The organism is Fusicatenibacter saccharivorans, from assembly GCF_015557635.1.
In the GTDB taxonomy this organism is placed as follows: Bacteria; Bacillota; Clostridia; order Lachnospirales; family Lachnospiraceae; genus Fusicatenibacter; species Fusicatenibacter saccharivorans.
Window position 1 is genome coordinate 35,684 of sequence record NZ_JADNOP010000003.1, and the last position, 19,908, is coordinate 55,591.

At 38.1% G+C, this 19,908-nt stretch carries 19 protein-coding genes; 9 read left to right on the forward strand and 10 right to left on the reverse strand.

Annotated elements, in window-relative coordinates; all coding sequences use genetic code 11:
* Positions 1-2 precede the first annotated feature (2 nt).
* On the forward strand, positions 3-815 hold the full coding sequence (locus I2G42_RS03370) for an HNH endonuclease (protein WP_082424684.1): 813 nt from the start codon (positions 3-5) through the stop codon (positions 813-815).
* Positions 816-1,008: 193 nt separating this feature from the next.
* Here I2G42_RS03370 and mobQ read toward each other — a convergent pair whose 3' ends face one another.
* From mobQ to I2G42_RS03400, 6 genes are all read right to left on the reverse strand, one after another.
* Positions 1,009-2,718, reverse strand: a complete 1,710-nt coding sequence (gene mobQ / locus I2G42_RS03375) for a MobQ family relaxase (RefSeq protein ID WP_055219549.1) — start codon at positions 2,716-2,718, stop codon at positions 1,009-1,011.
* Positions 2,719-2,855: 137 nt separating this feature from the next.
* A complete protein-coding gene (locus I2G42_RS03380; RefSeq protein WP_005362330.1) occupies positions 2,856-3,077 on the reverse strand; it encodes a DUF3847 domain-containing protein in 222 nt (73 codons plus the stop codon).
* A gap of 170 nt (positions 3,078-3,247) precedes the next feature.
* Complete coding sequence (locus tag I2G42_RS03385; RefSeq protein ID WP_055219547.1) at positions 3,248-4,105, reverse strand: ATP-binding protein; 858 nt, start codon at positions 4,103-4,105, stop codon at positions 3,248-3,250.
* Positions 4,102-4,818: a replication initiator protein A gene (locus I2G42_RS03390; protein ID WP_055268382.1), complete on the reverse strand. Its 717-nt coding sequence runs from the start codon at positions 4,816-4,818 to the stop codon at positions 4,102-4,104. Before I2G42_RS03390 ends, I2G42_RS03385 begins: the two co-directional genes overlap by 4 nt.
* A gap of 18 nt (positions 4,819-4,836) precedes the next feature.
* Positions 4,837-5,220: a hypothetical protein gene (locus I2G42_RS03395; RefSeq protein WP_055219543.1), complete on the reverse strand. Its 384-nt coding sequence runs from the start codon at positions 5,218-5,220 to the stop codon at positions 4,837-4,839.
* Between the two features lie 3 nt (positions 5,221-5,223).
* Entirely contained in the window at positions 5,224-6,141 is a 918-nt protein-coding gene (locus I2G42_RS03400) for a ParM/StbA family protein (protein WP_055219541.1), read from the reverse strand.
* 220 nt (positions 6,142-6,361) lie between these two features.
* Between I2G42_RS03400 and I2G42_RS03405 the strand changes: the two genes are divergently transcribed.
* From I2G42_RS03405 to I2G42_RS03425, 5 genes are all read left to right on the forward strand, one after another.
* The gene (locus I2G42_RS03405) at positions 6,362-7,036 is read left to right on the forward strand and encodes a response regulator transcription factor (protein ID WP_014080778.1); all 675 of its coding nucleotides are present in this window, start codon (positions 6,362-6,364) and stop codon (positions 7,034-7,036) included.
* Positions 7,024-8,202 (forward strand): HAMP domain-containing sensor histidine kinase, encoded by a 1,179-nt coding sequence (locus I2G42_RS03410; protein ID WP_055268386.1) that lies wholly within the window; start codon positions 7,024-7,026, stop codon positions 8,200-8,202. Before I2G42_RS03405 ends, I2G42_RS03410 begins: the two co-directional genes overlap by 13 nt.
* Before the next feature lie 116 nt (positions 8,203-8,318).
* Entirely contained in the window at positions 8,319-9,389 is a 1,071-nt protein-coding gene (locus I2G42_RS03415; RefSeq protein ID WP_173829151.1) for an ABC transporter permease subunit, read from the forward strand.
* The gene (locus I2G42_RS03420; protein ID WP_008705633.1) at positions 9,386-10,042 is read left to right on the forward strand and encodes a hypothetical protein; all 657 of its coding nucleotides are present in this window, start codon (positions 9,386-9,388) and stop codon (positions 10,040-10,042) included. Before I2G42_RS03415 ends, I2G42_RS03420 begins: the two co-directional genes overlap by 4 nt.
* Before the next feature lie 3 nt (positions 10,043-10,045).
* Positions 10,046-10,918, forward strand: coding sequence for an ATP-binding cassette domain-containing protein (locus I2G42_RS03425; protein WP_195530746.1), 873 nt, complete (start codon positions 10,046-10,048; stop codon positions 10,916-10,918).
* Positions 10,919-10,955: 37 nt separating this feature from the next.
* Here the strand turns inward: I2G42_RS03425 and I2G42_RS03430 are convergent, their stop codons facing one another.
* Positions 10,956-13,202, reverse strand: coding sequence for a tetratricopeptide repeat protein (locus I2G42_RS03430; RefSeq protein WP_155203572.1), 2,247 nt, complete (start codon positions 13,200-13,202; stop codon positions 10,956-10,958).
* 250 nt (positions 13,203-13,452) lie between these two features.
* Between I2G42_RS03430 and I2G42_RS16565 the strand changes: the two genes are divergently transcribed.
* The gene (locus tag I2G42_RS16565; protein ID WP_005348500.1) at positions 13,453-13,587 is read left to right on the forward strand and encodes a hypothetical protein; all 135 of its coding nucleotides are present in this window, start codon (positions 13,453-13,455) and stop codon (positions 13,585-13,587) included.
* A gap of 47 nt (positions 13,588-13,634) precedes the next feature.
* On the opposite strand, the gene I2G42_RS03435 is transcribed toward I2G42_RS16565, so the two are convergent.
* Entirely contained in the window at positions 13,635-14,243 is a 609-nt protein-coding gene (locus I2G42_RS03435; RefSeq protein ID WP_055157105.1) for a hypothetical protein, read from the reverse strand.
* Positions 14,236-14,421, reverse strand: coding sequence for a hypothetical protein (locus tag I2G42_RS16320; RefSeq protein WP_009245306.1), 186 nt, complete (start codon positions 14,419-14,421; stop codon positions 14,236-14,238). The genes I2G42_RS03435 and I2G42_RS16320 overlap by 8 nt, the downstream gene beginning before the upstream one ends.
* Positions 14,422-14,776: 355 nt before the next feature.
* Here I2G42_RS16320 and I2G42_RS03445 point away from each other — a divergent pair, with 355 nt between their 5' ends.
* Entirely contained in the window at positions 14,777-17,749 is a 2,973-nt protein-coding gene (locus I2G42_RS03445) for a TOTE conflict system archaeo-eukaryotic primase domain-containing protein (protein ID WP_082424587.1), read from the forward strand.
* Entirely contained in the window at positions 17,742-19,493 is a 1,752-nt protein-coding gene (locus tag I2G42_RS03450) for a recombinase family protein (protein ID WP_330611270.1), read from the forward strand. Before I2G42_RS03445 ends, I2G42_RS03450 begins: the two co-directional genes overlap by 8 nt.
* A gap of 173 nt (positions 19,494-19,666) precedes the next feature.
* Here I2G42_RS03450 and I2G42_RS03455 read toward each other — a convergent pair whose 3' ends face one another.
* The gene (locus I2G42_RS03455; RefSeq protein ID WP_055219533.1) at positions 19,667-19,852 is read right to left on the reverse strand and encodes a hypothetical protein; all 186 of its coding nucleotides are present in this window, start codon (positions 19,850-19,852) and stop codon (positions 19,667-19,669) included.
* Positions 19,853-19,908 lie beyond the last annotated feature (56 nt).

The window sequence follows — 19,908 nt, forward strand, 5'->3', positions numbered from 1 at the left end:
ATATGAGAGATGATTTTTCACAAAGAACAAAGGATTTGTTAGCTAATAGAGTTGGATGGAAATGCAGTAATCCTAATTGTAGAAAAGCAACTCGTGGAGCAGGAACAGGAAAAGAGAATATCATAAATATTGGAATTGCATCTCATATTACAGCAGCTTCTAAAGGCGGACCAAGGTATGATGAGAACATAACGTCTCAAGAGAGAGCATCAGCAGAAAATGGAATATGGTTATGCCAGTCGTGTTCAAAATTAATAGATTCAGATGTGAATAGATATACGATTGCTAAATTGAAAAAATGGAAGGAAATTTCAGAGCAAATGGCAGTTCTTGATTTGGAAGAAGCAACAGCAGAGGAGCAACATGAAGATAAAGAACTTATAAAGTTCTTTGTGCAATGTTTTGATCGTCCAGCATTTCAGGATAGAATATATCAAGAAGGAAGAATGGAAGATTTTGATAGGGCTATTGAGGATACTATTATCGCTTTAAATACGGGAGTTCTTAGAACCAGAGACGGAAGTATCTTAAAAAAAGCAGACGGAAAATCGTCTGTTGTAAATATAGAGTGGCGGGAGAAGCTTAATACAATTTGTGATATGTTGGTTGCACTAAGAAAACGATTAAAAATTGCAAAAGACACTGGAGCATATTCATTATATGGAGAAGATGATGTGATGTATTGTTTCTATGACAGAGATTTGGCAATATGGTTTGATTCAACAAGGGAAGAAATATTAAAGATATTATCTTCAATTTGTGAAGAAATAGGAATACATGGATTAGGTTTTCCTAGGAAACGGTACGAGTGGTAACTGATAATAATGGATAACTGTCATAAAGGGCTATTGGAAGTAATAAAGAATGATGAGCAGTTTACATTCCTGCGTGAAAAATATAGAGATGAAATAAACATGTTAGAAAATTTAAATAATAATGTGTGAGTATTTAAAATCCCGGTGCCCTTATGGTACCGGGATTTTAGAGTAATGCATACATGAAGATTGATTATAATTCCATATCATGTGACCTTTTCTTAGTTCGAGTAGGTTGATTTCTTCTAACTTCCTGTTTCCTCTGATATTCAAGTTCCCATGCACGATGGGAGAAGACATCAGGATCTTCCACATTGAGATAATCCACCTCATTGGTTGCAATATCACGACGGTGATAGTCATAATACTTACCAAAAGTACTTTTGAGCTGCTCGATCAGCTTATCCCGGAAATCAGAACGTATCTGGATTCTGGTGTCCAGCAATTCTGTATACTGTTCAGGTTCAGGACGAAATTTTTCTTCCCGGAAAGCGGCGGCGTCTTTTTCAAGCTGTTTTTGGAGCGAGATGTCCTGAGAATCCAGGATATCAAGATTGTTATTCATCTGGTCATATTTCTTGGATAGATTTGTCATATCTTTATCGGTAGAGCATTGTGTCTGGAAGATTAGCTGCTCTTTCCTTGATTTCAGTTCTTCAATTTCTTCGGTAACAGTGGTAAGCTGCTGATTCAATTTTATATGCTGAATGGGATTCAAAATACTGGTTTTCTCTTTTTTTACATTCAGCTCTTTCCGTTCTGTAACTTTAGCTTTGAGTTCCTTTTTAACGGTGTTGTATTTATTCAGTATTGGATTAAAATGATTCATCCAGTCATGGATCACTTCTTTTTGCATCTCATTGTGGAGCAAATGATATTGTGTAAAAATCATGTGACTTCGGATTGCTTCCAATGTTTCTGCAATTATCGGAACAGACTTTTCTACAGCTTCAGCCAGTTTTGCTACATTTGCTTTTAATTCTCGGAGCATTTTGTTATCCGCACGAATCTGTCGGTTGATTTCACAGCGGTCTGCTATTATGCCTTTCTTTTCCATATTCTGGGCAATGTAGCCTTCATGGATGGTTGGCTGTTCGGTGATTCCCTGATCTGCAAAGCTGCGGTGATCAATGGTAGCATTTATCTGATTACGTGCAAGCATTTTATTTACGGCATCTGCCCAGTTTGCCCGCCAGATGCAAAGTTGTTCATCACTGTTCCATTGTTCGGAAATAGGATTCTGTCTGCCATATCGGCTGCTCTTGGGGTGTTTATCAATCCGTTCATATCCTTTTTCCTGTGCAACAGAGGAAGTCAGATATTCTTTCTTTTTCCCAATTTTATAGCGATATTGCTTTTCCCATCCCTGTTTCTGAGCAGTTTTAAATTCAGAAGCAGTAAAGCCTTTTTCTTGCCCGTCTTTTATACAGAGATATTCTTTTTCCGTTTTATACTGCCATGTTCCATTTTCATTTAGTGGTCGGACAGTAAGAAGAATGTGAGCATGGGGATTGTGACCATCTGTATCGTGAATGGCAAAATCAGCACACATCCCCATATTTACAAAGTTCTTTTTAATAAAATCTTGAAGAAGAGAAATATTGCTGTCTTTATCCAACTCAACGGGGAGTGCGACAACAAATTCTCTTGCAAGTCGGCTGTCTTTGGTCTTTTCGTTTTCTTCCACAGCATTCCAGAGTTGTTCCCGGTCATTCCATTTCGATGGAGCCATTGGAGGAAGCATCACTTCCTGATAGATCAGACCCTGCTTTCTGGTATAGTCATGCTGAATGCCATCATAATCATTGTACATGCGGCTACAGCTCATATAAGCAGAAGCAGCAACAGCAGACCGACCGGAACCACGGCTGACGACTTTGGCTTGCATATGATAAATTGCCATATCTGGCACCTCCTTTCGATGTTGCCTGCAACAGCGGATAAAGCCCTCGGCAGAGCGCACGAGCCCCGAAGGGGATACCACTGCCTGATTTATCAGGTGGTGAGTAAGTGCGCCCTTCGGGAGTAGAACTTGTGCGTTTACATTCCCCGTAGCCGGATCATCAGCTCCCGTTTCAGGGAATCTAAATCCATTTCTTTAATATGGGGAACAATACTTTCCAGAATGGCTCCTTCCTGGACTAATCGGTGTGTTCTGGCATCACGTTCTTTTTTGCGATTTCTTGCTTCGGCTTCTTCCTGGCGGTGTCTTGCCTGTAAAAGTGCTTTTTCTTCCGGTGTCATGATTCTTTTATCTGCCATATCTGGCACCTCCTTTTTATGCCCGTATCCGGGCAGTTTTGGTTTTAAAATCTTTTGGTTTGGTACTATGGTTTTAGATAACTGACAGTGGCATATTTCTGGTAATAAATGAGGAAAGAAAGTAGTACCACTGTCAGTGAAAAGTAATCATTGTGTTATACTTCTTCGAGTCAATTCTGGTTCGGAGCATGATTGTTCAACAGGATTTTTTTCGCCTGTTTTAAATTAGCTGTTGCATTGTCCTGACGAATATTCCGGTTATTGATACGGACAGGAATACATCTCTCCAGAATACGGTCATAAATTCGTTTGTGTGCGATATCAGCGGCATTATTCAGCTCTGATAAAGTGAGATTGGTCGTTATGATCAGAGGCTTTTTACTGCGATAACGACTGTCGATCACATTGAATACCTGTTCCAGTGCAAAGTCAGAGTTCCGCTCAATTCCGAGATCATCAATAATCAGAAGACTGTAGCGGTTTAAGTTGTTGATGAACTGGTTTCTGTCTTCAAAATGCATTCCGGTAAGGGTATTCAGAATCCGGGAAAAGTTGGTCATCAGTACAGGAACGCCTTTTTCCAGCAGGGCATTGGCAATGCAGCCTGCAAAAAAAGATTTTCCAGTACCGACATCACCCCAGATGAGAAGTCCGGAGGCGTTTGCTTTCATCTCTTCCCAGTTGCTTACATAATTGTGTGCCAGTTTTATTTCCGGATTGATGCCGTTATCCCTGGCAAAAGTGTAGTCATAGAGTGCTTTGTCCTGTAAGCCGCTGGTTTTAAGATGCTCTATTTCCATTTGTTTTTCATGAAGTTTTCTCTGGGCTTCTTCCTGCTCAAAGATTTTCTGCTGGCATTTACAGCGAATAGAAGGAATAAGAACTTTTCCCTGTAATTCATGCCGGCATTGTCTTGGCGTATTGCATTTGGAACAGTAGATCAGGTGGTCTGTTTCGTTAAAATATTCATCAGGCTGAAGCTCTCTGCTTGGTGTTATAGCGGTTGCTTTTTCTGTAAATCTTGTCATAGTGTTTCGTATTCCTCACTTTCGTAATTTCTTTGCCGGGAAGCAGGATGATCCTGTCTTGCCCAACTGATGATGGTAGCTGCATGGTTCTGATATTGCTTTCCGGTAGAAGCCATATAACCGGATAAGCGTTCAATATAATCCTTCCAGTCAGGGATTGTCTGCCGGATATCTTCAAGCTCTTTTTCTGACAGAAAAACATTTTGAAATTTTCCATAGGGTGAGAGTGGCTCCTTACTCCCTCTTTTTTCTAAATTGTTCTTTTTTATCTCTTTCTTATTACCAGACAGTTTTCTGTCTGTATCAGGAAAAGAATCCTGTCTGTCAATAGGACAGTTTTCTGTCTGTCTTAGGGAAAGAAATCTGTCTGTATAGTGGATGGTTTCTTTTGGGAGTTTTACATAAATCCGATTGGGCTGTCCGGGTCCCTGCCGTTTTCGGAAGATAAGCTCCTGTTTTTCCAGTACTGCCAGAGCAGTTTTAACCGTCATCTGGCTTTTATGGAGAACGTCTGCCAGTGCTTCAATTGTAAAGTAAATGAACACATGACCATTGATATCTGACCAGCCCTCATTTTTCTGGGAAAGCCTTGCCCGGTCGAGCAGGATAATATAAAGCATTTTGGCAGTTTCGTTTATTTCCATGTCCAGAAGAAAACGGGGAAACATCATATAAGATGGCAGGTTGGTGTCTGCTGTCAGAAAGTCCGTCATGTGTTCACCTCCAATCAGTTATTCTCCAAGAAAATCCCAGTCTACATCACTATCTGGCTGTGAATTTTCAGGTGTTGGAAAGGACGCCCTGATTTGGGGCTCCCTTTGCGCCATGCCTGTAGTCAGTCCGGAAAGAAAAAGTGGCAATGCCTGTTTCAGACTGTTTTCCACTGCATCTACAATCTGTTTCACAAAAAGTTCTTCCCGTTCTCTTGTTTCCAGATAAGGATCAGCCTGTGTGCGGTAGTAGCGGTCAAAATAATCTACCAGTGCAAGAGAGATTACCTGACTGTAAGATTTAAAATCCTGCCTGTCCATTGTCTGTAAATATTCCCAGGCTCTCCGCTGCTGTTCTTTGCCCAGATTAAAGCGCAGGTTGGTGTTGCGGATATTGTTCTGCATGGTTTATCCCCTCCTTTTCAGGCTCATATAAGCCAGAGATTCGTAACCTTTGGCGGTGGCGCAGATGTCATCAATGATGGTGACTCGTGATTTGTCATACGTTCCGAAGTTACGGATCAGGCATCCACCACCGCCAACCACATACAGGCGCATCAGGTCAGGATTGTATTCATATTTGCGGAGCGTGGAAAAAAGTTCTGCCACATACTGTCTGGCAATAGAACTGATACAATCCAGATATGGTGCTGAAATGTCAGCGGTTCCAAACCGCAGAATCTGTTCTACTGTGGATTCTTCAATTTTCACTCCGAATTTGTCCAGAACAGCGTTCTTTGCGGCAATCATGCATTGGTTTACACCAAGTTTTTCTGTCCAGCATCGGCTCTCCTGAGCTTTCTTATTGTTGATATACAGAATGTTCATGGTTCCGTTTCCGATATCTGCAAGGAGATTGGTTCCCTTGAAATTTCCGAGTTGGTTTACGATAGCCGGATACCCTTGTGGGTAAAGACTGCATCCCGCAAAGCGGAGATGATACTCTTTGCCGTTAAAACGGTAATGGACTTCTGGATTCTGGAGCAGATAGGAACGAAAAGCTTCTCTTTGATTTCTGATCCATGTCAGAGGAAGTCCGGCAGCCAGATGAACATCTGCTTCACGGATGGAAAAGATATTCATTTCCCTTGCAATAGCCATTAGTGTCAGAAGATAATATTCTTCGTCCATAGCTTTATCCGGGATAAATTCTTTGTGTCCTTCGCCAATCCGGTAGTAAATGCCGTTATATTCCAGAATATTTCCGGTGAAGATTGGTTCTGTTTCATAGGCTTTGATTCCGGTTGGCGTGACGGTGTTTGCTGTTTTCATATTGCCGTAGCCATGATCTACAGCAATGATTTTTGTGTTTCTGAGTTCTCGCATAAAAAATACCTCCGTTTTCGTATTGATTGATTCAGCAGGTCGTACCGGTGTGGTACTGCTTTGCTGTGAGATAAGCATACGAAAATCGGAGGAAAAAGGCATTGAGGGGAAATTGAGCTGGAATTGAGAAAAAAGATATATTGTGCTTACGTTCTTCATGTACTCTTGTTGTGATTTCATTGTTTTTTATCGTATAATATGGATACTGGAGGTGGTTTGGATGAAATACAAGATTTTAGTTGTCGATGATGATAAAGAATTGGTGAAAATGCTTTGTAGTTATTTTAATATGAAACAATATGAAACCATTACGGCTACAGACGGAATGGAAGCATTAAATAAAATAAAAATGAAACCGGATATTATTTTGTTGGATATCAATATGCCACGCATGGATGGGATTGAAGTATGTCGTCTGATACGCAGTAAAGTGTTATGCCCGATTTTGTTTCTAACAGCAAGAGTTGATGAAGATGATAAAATTAATGGGTTGCTTTCGGGTGGGGATGACTATATTACGAAACCATTTAGTCTTCGGGAGTTGGAAGCAAGGATTGTCACAAACATAAAGAGAGAAGAAAGGCATCAACAAAAAACGGAATACCGTTTCATGGATGAAATGCTGATTGATTATTCTGAAAAAATAGTAGCTATAGCCGGACACAGGATGGAGTTCACAAAAATTGAATATCAGATTATTGAATTCTTATCCATGCATCCAGGGCAGGTGTTTGATAAAGAACGTATATATGCACAAGTCTGTGGATATGATGCGGAAGGGGACAGTAGAACGATAACGGAATTAGTACGGCGTATAAGGAAAAAAATAGCGGATTATTCAGAAAAAGAATACATAGAAACTGTATGGGGGATTGGATACCGATGGAAAAAATAAGAAACTTGTCACTGAAAAAAACAATTCTGCTTTATTTTGTGATCAGCTTAACGGCAGCATTTCTGTTATCTGGATTTACAGTTCATTTTGCAGGAAATATGCAGAATAAAATATGGGAAAAATATATTGATTATGCAGATTATACGGACGTGTTTCAGCAATATGGAAAGAAATACGAGATTGAGATATCAAGACCTAATCAATCGCAGATGAATCGTTTGGACTATCATCTTTCGGAAATGTGTGACTTTATGGAAACATATTCGGTACTGATTTTTTCGATTGTTGGGAGTGTTGTTGCGGTATTCTTTTTTTATAAAAATAAGTTAAAGACACCTCTACAGGAACTAAAAGATGCCTCACAAATGATTGCAGATAATGAACTGGATTTTCATGTGTCCTATGAAAATAAAGATGAGATGGGAACTTTGTGTAAAGAATTTGAAATGATGCGAAGTGATTTAGCAGATAACAACAGAAAGATGTGGCGAATGATTGATGACGAGAAGGCTTTGCGGAATGCAATTGCACATGATATACGTTCTCCACTTTCCATATTGCGTGGGTATCAGGAAATGCTCTTAGAGTTTGTTTCTGCCGAGAGTATAAAAACAGAGGATGTTATTGATATCTTACAAACAGGCATGTATCAGATTGACCGTATAGAGCATTTCACGGAAAACATGAGAAAAATGTCCCATTTAGAACAGAGGGAACTGCAATGCTCAGAGATAGAGTTATCGGAACTGGCAAAAAAGATTAAGGCAGAAGCTGCCATGCTGTCCAAGAAGGAAAGTAAATTATGTAAGGTAGAAAGAGTGCAGGAACAAAACATTGTGAAAGTGGATGAGGAACTTGTCATGGAAGTGACAGACAACTTACTGGAAAATGCGGTTCGATATGCACAAAAAAGTATTGCTTTGCAGATAAAGAAAAAGGATGGTTTTCTTATAATTTCTGTTGAAGATGATGGAATAGGATTTGTGGATACTGAGGAAAAAGTAACAGAGCCATTTTATCATAAGAATCCACAAGATGATTTAAAGCATTTTGGCCTTGGTATGTATATTTCTCGTATTTTCTGTGAAAAGCATGGAGGAAATTTGAAAATATATAATGCCAGACAAGGCGGTGCTCATGTAGAAGCTCTTTTCAAAGCTGAATAAAAATACTTTATAAGGCTGAAATCACAAATAAAGTGGTTTTAGTCTTTTTTGTTGTGAATTTATTGAGAATTGATTTGTATGATGTTGTTAAAGAAATAAAGAAAGGAAGAGATACAATGAAAACAATCATAAAAAGAAGTATACTTGATTATTTAAAGAACCCTGTTTTGTGGATTGGCTTGATTATTATAGTTGCCAGTATGTATCAATGTCTGTCATCGTATTTGCAAATTCATTATATCAAACAGAATGAACAGATCACACAAAATGACGTAGCATTGGAAGATGCTGATGTCATGGATGGGTACATTCCCACATCTGATGATAAAGAAAGAAGAAGGGAGTGGGAAGATACGATCAAAGAGACGTTAATGGACACCTCCAAAAATGGTTTTGGATTTAGCAGGCAGGAAGCAGATCATGTAATGAAAGAAATTCAGAATATGGATGTAAAGACTGCTTCTGAGTTTTTGGAATCCCAATATGGCTATTATAATGCAATATATGCTTATGAGGACCTTGAAATTCATAAGGGGACAGCAGAAGAAATCAATCATTATATCGAGCGGAAATTATCCGAACATTCTTTTTCCTGGTACTTTGCCAAAAAATTTACGGATTTTGCAGGATTGCATATGGCCTTTTTTGCAACAGTCTTGCTATCATTTTTATTTATTCAGGATACACGAAAAAGTACCTATGAATTATTACATACAAAGCCTGTTACGGCAGTCCAATATATATGTGGGAAAGTAATAAGCGGATTCATTAGTATGCTGGGAGTATTAGTGATTTTGAATGTTATATTCTTTATGCTGTGTTTGAAAACGTCTTTAGAATCGGGCTTTCCGGTAACACCAATTGATTTTTGCGTGAATTCTCTGATCTATATTGTTCCGAATCTTTTGATGATATGTTGTGTCTATACAATTACAGCATTAATATTTAAAAATCCGCTTCCGGCAGCACCAATCTTGTTTTTACACATTATATATTCAAATATGCTGACCATGAAGAATGATATTTATTATATGAGACCGTTCTCTATTATGGTGCGATTCCCTGGCAGATTTTTTGAAACACATGTAGCCAAAATGTCAAACATAAATCAGATTATTCTTGTAATTTCATCAGTTATATTAGTATGTATTTCTGTTACAATCTGGAAAAGGAGGAGGGTTCATTGAAAACGGAACTAAAAAACTGCCTGTCGTTATATAAGATTTTTTATTCATGTGCATTTATACTGATATTGTGTGCTATTCATCCGATTATATACTATGAAGAAATCGGTTCAGCGATTCAGTCGCCAATAGCATTTTTAACAATTATTTTTTGTAGTGACACATATTTGATGGAAGTAAAAAGTAAGCGTGCCGATGTATTTCATTTGTATGATCAAAAAAAGCAGTTAAAAGTAATATCGCAGAGAGTGGGCGTTCAAATATTATATTTATTAATACTTTCCTGTGTTGGATATGTTTTGTTTTTCTGGCAAAAACCGGGCAGTGTAAACGAAGGCATTTCGGGTATTCAGATATTTCTTTTATATTTCATTGCAATGTTTGGAACTATCTGGCTTTGGAGTATATGCTCTGTGATTTTGTGTACATTGCTTCGAAATATGTGGGCAGGTATTGGATGTTTATTTGGAATTGTCATTGGACTTATATCAAAAGCGGGAAGTTCATTTTTCGGAAATCTGGGATTGTTTTCTTTCAGCTTTTGTGAACCTACTCAATTAATGTCCGAGAGTTGGATTTATGGAACGCTTGTGTCTTTTATAGCGGGGCTGTTTTTATTTGCAGTATTACCAATGACTTTAAAGAAAAGAGGATAGATTATGAGTATTAGAATAAATGATTTAACAGTTAGATTTAAAAATGGTGTAGTTGCAGTAAATAAGGCATCTCTTGAAATACCTAAGGGAATTTACGGACTTTTGGGTGAGAATGGTGCCGGAAAAACCACTTTGATGAGGGTTCTTACAACTGTTTTAAAACAAACGGAAGGAATGGTTTCCCTTGATGGAATTCTGTATAACGAGGGAAATTATGAGAAAATACAGAAAAAGATTGGTTATCTTCCACAGGAAATCGACTTATATCCGAATCTTACGGTGAAAGAATGTCTTGTATATATGGGGGGACTGTCAGGAGTAGCCAGAAATGACCTCGAACAAAGAATTACCTATTATCTGGAAAAGACTTCTCTTACAGAGCATCAGAATAAAAAAATGCGGCAATTATCTGGTGGTATGAAGAGACGTGTCGGACTCATACAGGCACTTCTTAATAATCCGGATTTTTTGATTATTGATGAACCTACCACCGGGTTAGATCCGGAAGAAAGAATCAGGATCCGCAATCTTTTGGTTGATTTTTCAAAGGATAGAACTGTGCTGTTTTCCACTCATGTAGTAGAAGATTTAGCAGCAACCTGTACACAGCTTGCCATTATGAAAAAGGGAAGTTTTTTATATTCTGGAAGCGTGAGTGGGTTGCTGGAAAATGCAAAGGGCTGTGTTTGGAATTGTACGGTACAAAATGCAGAAGAAGCCCGTTTGTTAGAAGCCAATTATTCTATACCATCTAAGCAGTATGTAGAAAATGGAATTCATATGAAAGTATTAAGCAAAGGAAAGCCAAATGAGAATTGTGTCCTGGATAATGATATCACTTTGGAAGATGCATATATTTATTTGACGAATAGTTGAATATAACGGCGGGCAAGTTGCCCGCCGTAAATTATGCTTATTTTGTTAAAAGACCGGATAGATTTTTTCCAATGCAAAATCCAATCTGTGGATATAACTCCTGAATTTCCTGATATTTTGCTTCAATCATTTCTGGTTCATCAGCCCAGATCTTTTCATATATTTTGAAAGCTCTTTTAAAATGTGTTTTGGCTTGCGGAAGATTGGCAGTCATCAGATAAATGGTTCCAAGGGTTTCCTGTACTTTGGCATAATCCAGACAGTCATCGGAATGGTATTCCTTGATGATGCCGGATAATTTTTGCAATTCAGAGATGCCTCTTTCGGGTTCCTGCTGTTCTGTCAGGAACATTGCATAATTGGCAATCTGAGGTATGCTGTCATTTATATGAAGCAGGTTAAATTGGTCAAGCAGTGAGATACTTTTTTCCATGTGTTCTCTTGCAAGATCGGGATGACCGTTCATGCGGTAAAGTCCACCGAGATTGGCATGAAGGTTGGAAACAAGGCGAGCATTGTCAGCAGTGATATTTTCTATCTGGGCAAGTGCATCCTTTTCCAGTTTTATTGCTTTTTCAGGTTTGGTTTCAAGGGTTGCCTGAAAATCCAGTAATAACGCCCGGTCAGAGTTGGTGCCAATGCTTTTTGTCTTTAACAGCACCTTCAGTTCCTGAATGATTCCCTTCATACCTTTGTGATAGTTATAGTTATCCATGTATGGAAATGCATTTTCCAGAAAAAGCAGATACTTTGGCATATCATCTTTTTCAATTAATTCTATGATATTTCCGATTGTTTGAAATAGCTTTTTATAATAATCTACTTCCATTCCATGCATTAAACATATGTGCTGTAAAGAATCCAGAAACGTGTGACAACTACTTACAGATGGTTTTGTCTCTGAAAGGGTGATTTCCTGAATCATCGGATGCAGAGAGATAGTGCGACGTGTTGTTGTCTGAACGAAACCAGTCTCAATTAAATCGTTGATTTCATTTAGTGTGGACAGTTCCAGCCATTTGGCAAATATACGGGCAGAAATACCGGTGGAAGGAAGAAAGCACATATTACACATGATATCCTGCTGTTTAAGAGATAAAGTGTATAAAGAAAACAGCGTATGGATATGACTATAATAGGTGGCTTTGCTGCTTTGTCCATCTTTGATTATTTTAATTTTATCTTCGTTATGGAAAGATGCTTTTTCCACCTGAAGTCTTGTTAATAACTGGTCTGGAGTCGAGATTCCATTTTCCAGAAGTTTTGCTGCCAGTTCCACGGCAAAAGTATGAGAGTGAACAGTTTCGATGATCTTTTCAACTGTTGCACGGTATGCGTCTGCCTCTGAATAAAATGCTGATGCCAGCTGTAAGAGAGCGTTCATATCCTCTATTTCTTTTAATGGCAGAGTACAGTATTCATCCAGTTTGCTTCTGGTTGTAAACAAAATCTGGCAGCGATATTTTAATACTACTGACAGAAAGCTGTCCTGTGTGGCAGTGACATTAAAATTATCTATGATAAGCAGAGTATCAGATTTCAGGGAACGCAGGAAACGGTTATGTCTTTGAAACCGTTCCTGTTCAGTGCTTTCCGGAAGATCGTCAATAAAATCCATGTCAGTAATATCCTGATGAAGATTGCCGGTATATTCTACATAAAGGATATTGGTGTATTGCTTTATGTACCGCTTTGCGTAGGCTTTGGCAAGTTCACTTTTTCCAATTCCGGCGATTCCGCAAAGAAAAACATGACGGTTTTCCTCAAGCATGGTATATAATTCTTCCAGTTCTTTATCTCTTCCGATAAAATGACGGCATGGTTTCGGAACCTCACTGTCCATAATATAATCCAGCACAATGGGGGATAAAGCGCCTCCGGCGAGCAGCTTCTGATTTTTGGTATTACGTTTGATGAATTGGCGTTCCATGCCAAAAGAAATCAGTTTTGCAAGAAACAGCAGTCTTGAACTGGCTGGTTTATATAAGGGAGTCAGATTTTTCTTTTTCGCATCTGAGATGCTGTCATCCTGAATGAATAAAGTGTAAATATCTTGTATAACCATATTACAGTCAGACATCAGTGGAAGAAGATTCTGGTGGATGGTATGGGCTAATTTTTCCTGATTGGATGACTTGGAATAGTAAGCGGATATTTTAGGACTGATTTTAGCCTGACCAGTCATCCAGCGGCAAACCAGACCGTTGTCCATTGAAAAATCCTGATTTGTCGGATCATCCATAAAATCTTCAAATAATTCGTATAAAAAATCAGGCTGACTCATTTGATTACTTTCGCTGATATGATTTTTTAAGCAAGTGCTAATAGAAGAAAAATCGCATCGATTCAATAGAAATTCCCCTTTCGTAGTTAAGATTAAGTATATCTATCATAACACGAACATACATTCGATTCAAGAAAATACGGATATTTTTAAAGTGATTGTGTCAATTTACAATCAATTTCTATTCAATGTGGTTTTCCGGCAGGTTCTGTAAAATAAGCTCAGATCAAAACAATAACGGGAGGAGCTTATGCAACAGAATATTGAATTTGAGCGGTGCATTGATTTTCTGGTACGGATGATTGATAAGTACGGCGCTGAAGTCCTCCGGGAGTTGGAGGAAGAAAAACAGAATAAGGAAGAAAAAGAAGCGGCAGTTTCCTGAAATACAAAATGTAAATCAGACTGTCGCTTTTTTCATGCATTTTTAAATCAAATAAATTTTAAAAGCTGATGCAGAGTGTGTGGCTCATTATTCTGAGAAGCGGTAATACGAGTATCAAATGGCTTGAAATGATTCTGCGTATAAAAGCTCAGAAGAAATTCATTATCTTCGCATTCAAGAAACTCCATAACGCCACCTACGGAATATTTGAGACTGGATATGGTTTCCAGTGCAAATCCCAGTAGAATATTTCCAGGAATTCGTTTTTCCTTTGGAAGAGAATAGTTCTTTCCCAACTGGGCGATCAGGTAAGCTGCGGTAGTATAGGATTGTGTTTCTTCATCCAAAATACTGACACGGGACAGCTTTTTTGCCATTGTCTTGCTGATATTTGAAGCACGGACAGAGATGGGTTTTACTGTAAGTGAAAAATAACCAACCAATGAAGCATCTTCAGCATCAAATACCAGATAAGTGATAGATTGATCTTTTTTGGTAAACTCAATCGCATTATGTAATAAAAAGTATTCCACATCGAGATTTTTGGGACAAGAAAAATCGGAGAGTAAGTCGTAAAGACTTTCCTCTCCGATATATGTCGGTTCGTCTTTATCCAAATATGCCCGAATATTAACGGTAAAATATTTATCAGACATGTTTTTTCTTCCTTTTTGACATTAAAGCTAAGATTTCCTGTGGGTTCGTTAACTGACGTCCGGGAAGTGTCTGCTTTGGTGTGCGGTCACGGTCGGCTTCGTCAATTGCTGCGACAAAACGCTTTATGCTATTTGGATTGGATACGACAAAATTATGAGTAATACTTGAAGTAGCCATACTAACACCTCCTCTTTTTTGGCTTTTTTGTGTATTTATAGTATATGCAATGTGTGATAAAAACACAATATCGAAAACAAAAATAATTTCTAAATAATTTTCAAGCCGGACATTTATTAGACGCTTCCGGTAAGCGAACAATATTTTCGAGCCAATCATTTATAAGTCGCCAATGGTGGGCGGGCAATATTTTGATAACAGAAATGCTCTGTATCTAACTTAATTATACGATTGGCGAAGAAATGCGTCAATACGGAAAATAAGTATTGAAAATAGTTGGAACAAGTACTAAAATTAAGTTGGGACATTGAATGGAAGTTATGTTACGAGATAATAAGAATTGTAGGTGGAAGGTTTGAACATAGAAGCATATGATGCTGATTCATTGAGAAAAATGGTTAGGTTGCTTGAATATGAGAACAAGATATTAAAAGATAAATTGAAGAAAGCAGGCATTTCATATGAAGAGGTGAATCCTTTTGAAGAAAAAATAGAAAGTGCAGAAGAATATGACCTGGATCAAGGGAGTCGTATTGTAAATCCGCCATATATTACAGAGAAAATGGCAATACGTTTCTTTTCGATGTTTTGGGGAAGAGAAGATGTATATGCCAGACGGGGAAAGAACGGGGGTTATTTTCCACAATGTGCAAATCGTTGGAATGACCGGCTTTGTCCTAAACAACGTAAAGAGAAGGTATTTTGTGATGAATGTGAAAATACCAAATGGATAAGTCTGGATGTAAAAAAAATAATTGCTCATTTGTTAGGCACAAAAGAAGATGGATCAGATGTAATAGGTGTATATCCTTTACTGCCAAATGGAACATGCAGATTTATTGTATTTGATTTTGATAATCATGAAAAAGGAGCAGAGGTTACGGACTTTGCAAATACGGATAATGAGTGGCATAAAGAAGTGGATGCGCTTAGAAAAATGTGTGAGCTTAATGGTATCAGACCTTTAGTTGAGAGATCTCGATCTGGAAAAGGTGCCCATGTATGGATTTTCTTTAAAAAGGCAATATCTGCGGCAACAGCAAGGAATTTTGGATTTCTCCTGTTAGACAAGGGTTCAACTTCCATCAATCTGAAATCTTTTCATTATTATGATAGAATGTATCCTTCGCAGGATGTGGCAAGCAGCATAGGTAATTTGATTGCATTGCCATTACAGGGGCAGGCACTTAAAAATGGAAATAGTGCTTTTGTAGATGAAAATTGGAATGCATATCCTGATCAATGGGATGCTCTTTTCAATAAAACAAAAAAGCTGGGAATAGAAGATGTTGAACAATGCATGGCAAAATGGCAGGGAGAATTAGCAGAAGTCAGAGGAACGCTTACTAATATTGAGAAGAATGTCAGACCGAAACCATGGAAGAAGAAATGTGAGTTTTGTAAGTCAGATGTTGTGGGCAAGCTTCATATGGTATTGGGCAATGGAGTTTATATTGATACTCTGAATCTTATGCCAAGAATACAAAATCAGGTCCGTAGTTTGGCGGCATTTGATAATCCGGAATTTTACAAAAATAAAAGGCTGGGATATTCTAATTATTATAATTTCAGTACTGTATATTTAGGTAAGGATATAGATGGATATATACAGATTCCGAGAGGACTGCGGGAAAATATTATACAGGAATGTGAAAAAGCAGGCATTTCAGTTGATGTTTCAGATCAAAGAGAAACAGGACAACCTATCAGAGTATCTTTTAAAGGTGATTTGCGAATGCAACAGGAATTAGCAGCAGAAAAATTATTATCACATTCAGATGGGGTTTTGAGTGCGGCAACTGCATTTGGAAAGACTGTAGTATGTAGTTACCTTATTGCAGAGCGAAAAGTAAATACGCTCATTTTGCTGCAAAATAAAGATTTGCTTAATCAGTGGGTTGATGAATTGAATCATTTCTTAGAGATAAGAGAAGAACCACCGGAATATGAAACAAAAACAGGAAGAAAGAAAAAAAGAAATAGTGTGATAGGCGTTTTGCACGGAAATAAAAATACATTGACAGGGATTATAGATGTTGCAATGGTTGGTTCAATGTACAGCAGAGGAAAATTTAATGAACGGATTAATTCTTACGGAATGGTAATTATGGATGAATGTCATCACGCAGCTTCTAACACATCTATGGAATTATTGCAGAAAATAAATGCAAAATACGTATATGGTGTTTCTGCTACACCTAAACGTGGTGACAGTCTTGATCGGATCATCTATATGCTGTTAGGACCTTTGAGACATAGATTTACTGCATTGGAGAGGGCTAAGGAACAGGGGATTGGACATTATTTTGTCCCAAGATACACAAGAGTAGTTGATACTGCAGAAAGCAAGGATAATATTAATAAAGCATATAATTTGATTAGTACCAGTAAGGTGCGCAATGAAATGATCATAGATGATGTTATAACTTGTGTTGCAAGAAAACAAACTCCTGTAATTTTGACAAGATTTAAGGAACATGCAAAATTTTTACATGATGCCTTAAAGAAAAAAGCAGATCATGTATTCCTTCTGTATGGGGATAATTCGGATAAGGAAAATGCTGAAATAAGAGTAAAATTAAAGCAGATACCTGAAAATGAATCGCTTATTTTGGTGGCAACTGGTCAGAAAATAGGAGAAGGGTTTGATTTCCCAAGACTGGATGTATTAATGCTTGCAGCACCTGTATCTTTTGAAGGACGCCTGGAACAGTATGTAGGTAGATTAAACAGAGATTATGTCGGAAAAGAAGCCGTTTATGTGTATGATTATATCGATTCGCATGTGCGTTATTTTGATAAAATGTATGCAAAAAGATTGAGAACATATAGGAAAATGGGATTTTCAATCTGGACGCAAGAGTTGCAACCTAAACAAATAATAAATGCAATATTTGATTCTGTAAATTATACCGAAAAATTCGAGCAAGATATTGTAGAGTCAGAAAAAATGGTGGTAATTTCCAGTCCGGATATCAGACAGGATAAAATTGACAGATTTTTATTACTAGTCAAGAAGAGACAGGAAGTAGGGGTAAAGGTCACAGTTATTACAACAGATCCGGAAGATATTACTTACGGAAAGTCAGATGTATGTTATGAATTAATCAGAGCAATGCAATTGGTAGGAATAAATGTGATAACAAGAACAGAAGTAGAAGAATGTTTTGCCGTTATTGATGATGAAATAGTATGGCATGGTGGGATGAATCTACTTGGAAAAGCTGATGTCTGGGATAACTTAATGCGTATCAGAAATTCACAAGTTGCAACGGAATTGTTGGAAATTGCTTTGGGATGTTCTGAGGAGAGGAGGAAAAGTGAATAAAAAGATAAAATGTGATATCTATACCAGAGTATCCACAACCATGCAGGTAGATGGCTACAGTCTGGATGCTCAGAAAGAAAAACTCGAGAGATATGCGGAATTTCAGAACATGGAAATCGTAAATGAGTATTCCGATGAAGGTAAGTCTGGAAAAAGCGTAGAGGGCAGACCGGAATTTCAGAGAATGTTGGATAATATTGAGAATGGAACAGATGAGGTGCAGTTTGTACTGGTGTTCAAGCTTTCCAGATTTGGTCGTAATGCGGCAGATGTTTTAAATTCTTTGCAGAGGATGCAGGATTTTGGAGTGAATCTGATCTGTGTAGAAGATGGAATTGACAGCTCAAAAGATAGTGGAAAGCTGATGATTTCTGTTCTGTCTGCGGTGGCAGAGATCGAACGAGAGAATATCCTTGTTCAGACAATGGAAGGACGTAAGCAGAAAGTCAGGGAAGGAAAATGGAATGGTGGATTTGCTCCGTATGGTTATGAATTAGTAAATGGAGAATTGCAGATTGCAGAGGACGAAGCAGAGATTATTCGTCTGATCTATGACAAATTTATTCATACCAATATGGGAATCTCTGCGATTGCTGCATGGCTGAACCAGCATGGATACAAAAAGAAAAAACGACAGAATAATACACTGGACGCATTTGCCGCTTCATTTATAAAGGGCGTTCTGGATAATCCGGTATACTGTGGAAAGCTGGCTTATGGACGAAGGAAAAACGAGAAAGTTTCTGGTACAAGAAATGAATACCGCATTGTAAAGCAGGAAAATTATATGCTGCACGATGGTATCCATGAAGGGATTGTTTCAGAAACAGACTGGGAGCTGGCACATCAAAAACGGGAAAAAACAGGTGTGAAATATGAAAAGACACATAGTCTCGATCATGAGCATATTTTATCTGGAATATTGAGATGCCCGTTATGTGGAAGTGGTATGTATGGAAACGTGAACCGAAAGAAAAAGAAAGACGGAACCTTATATAAAGATTATTTCTATTATGCCTGTAAACATCGTCGTCTGGTAGACGGTCATAAATGTGGATATCGTAAACAATGGAGTGAGGAGAAGATTAACAATGCAGTGGAAGAAGTTATTCGGAAGCTGGTGAAGAATCCTAAATTTGAAGAAGCAATTCTGAATAAAATTGGTTCAAGAATAGATACAGAAGAAATAGAAAAAGAGATTGACGGATTGGAAAAGCAGCACAGGCAGCTGACCGGAGCAAAAGCAAGACTTGGACAGCAGATGGACAGTCTGGATATTATGGATAAATTTTATGAGAAGAAATATCAGGATATGGAGACAAGGTTATACCGTCTGTACGATGAGATCGAAGGCGTGGAGAACAGTATAGAGGAAGTAAAGAATCGCCTGTTGAATATTCGGCAACAGAAAATATCAGAAGAAAACGTCTATCAATTTCTTTTATATTTTGATAAACTATATGATAAGTTCACCGATCTGGAGAAGAAAGAATTTCTTAATAGCTTTGTAGAACAGGTGGACATTTACGAGCAGGAGCAGCCAGATGGCAGATTCCTGAAGCACATAAAGTTCCGTTTTCCGGTGTATTTTGGAGACAGGGAAATACAGGAACTTTGTTGGGACAACGAAAGTACCGTTGAGACTGTGTGCCTTTTGGGCAAACGAAAACCAGATGCCAAGGTAAAAATAGGCATTGATATGGATGATTATTACCGTATCAGGGAGAATGCTGAAAGCAAATAAACCTTTGCAAAACCGAATAATACACTGAAACAAAGCAAGACAGAAGCTGTTGATGCGTTAGAAGATAACGTGTCAGCGGCTTTTTCTTTTTATATAATAGGAAAGTTCGACATTCGTCGAACTCTTGATAAAAAGAGCCCGCACAAAAGCGGGCATAGAAAACAGACGATAGATTAAAAGAAGTCGATGTAAAAACCTTCTTCAAATTCATCGTCATCGAGGTCATCATCCTCGGTAAGAAAATAGTGCATATCCAAAAGGTCAGAGTCTGTCATGTTTTTGACCAGATTGGATGTCATTCCCTCTGGAGGATTCTTGCTGTATTTTTGTCTGAGTTCCTCTATAAGCTTTGCATCCATGGTTTAAATTCCTCCTTGTCTGTTAATAAGTTCAGTATGATACAGACAGGCAGAAA

Excerpts from the sequence above, each read along its gene's own strand:
- I2G42_RS03415 (WP_173829151.1), top strand. The coding sequence starts at position 8,319 with ATGAAAACAATCATAAAAAGAAGTATACTTGATTATTTAAAGAACCCT.
- I2G42_RS03425 (WP_195530746.1), top strand. The coding sequence starts at position 10,046 with ATGAGTATTAGAATAAATGATTTAACAGTTAGATTTAAAAATGGTGTA.
- I2G42_RS03410 (WP_055268386.1), top strand. The coding sequence starts at position 7,024 with ATGGAAAAAATAAGAAACTTGTCACTGAAAAAAACAATTCTGCTTTAT.
- I2G42_RS03370 (WP_082424684.1), top strand. The coding sequence starts at position 3 with ATGAGAGATGATTTTTCACAAAGAACAAAGGATTTGTTAGCTAATAGA.
- I2G42_RS03435 (WP_055157105.1), bottom strand. The coding sequence starts at position 14,243 with ATGTCTGATAAATATTTTACCGTTAATATTCGGGCATATTTGGATAAA.
- I2G42_RS16565 (WP_005348500.1), top strand. The coding sequence starts at position 13,453 with ATGCAACAGAATATTGAATTTGAGCGGTGCATTGATTTTCTGGTACGG.
- I2G42_RS03380 (WP_005362330.1), bottom strand. The coding sequence starts at position 3,077 with ATGGCAGATAAAAGAATCATGACACCGGAAGAAAAAGCACTTTTACAG.
- I2G42_RS03405 (WP_014080778.1), top strand. The coding sequence starts at position 6,362 with ATGAAATACAAGATTTTAGTTGTCGATGATGATAAAGAATTGGTGAAA.
- I2G42_RS16320 (WP_009245306.1), bottom strand. The coding sequence starts at position 14,421 with ATGGCTACTTCAAGTATTACTCATAATTTTGTCGTATCCAATCCAAAT.
- I2G42_RS03400 (WP_055219541.1), bottom strand. The coding sequence starts at position 6,141 with ATGCGAGAACTCAGAAACACAAAAATCATTGCTGTAGATCATGGCTAC.
- I2G42_RS03390 (WP_055268382.1), bottom strand. The coding sequence starts at position 4,818 with ATGACGGACTTTCTGACAGCAGACACCAACCTGCCATCTTATATGATG.
- I2G42_RS03430 (WP_155203572.1), bottom strand. The coding sequence starts at position 13,202 with ATGAGTCAGCCTGATTTTTTATACGAATTATTTGAAGATTTTATGGAT.
- I2G42_RS03385 (WP_055219547.1), bottom strand. The coding sequence starts at position 4,105 with ATGACAAGATTTACAGAAAAAGCAACCGCTATAACACCAAGCAGAGAG.
- I2G42_RS03395 (WP_055219543.1), bottom strand. The coding sequence starts at position 5,220 with ATGCAGAACAATATCCGCAACACCAACCTGCGCTTTAATCTGGGCAAA.
- I2G42_RS03455 (WP_055219533.1), bottom strand. The coding sequence starts at position 19,852 with ATGGATGCAAAGCTTATAGAGGAACTCAGACAAAAATACAGCAAGAAT.
- mobQ (WP_055219549.1), bottom strand. The coding sequence starts at position 2,718 with ATGGCAATTTATCATATGCAAGCCAAAGTCGTCAGCCGTGGTTCCGGT.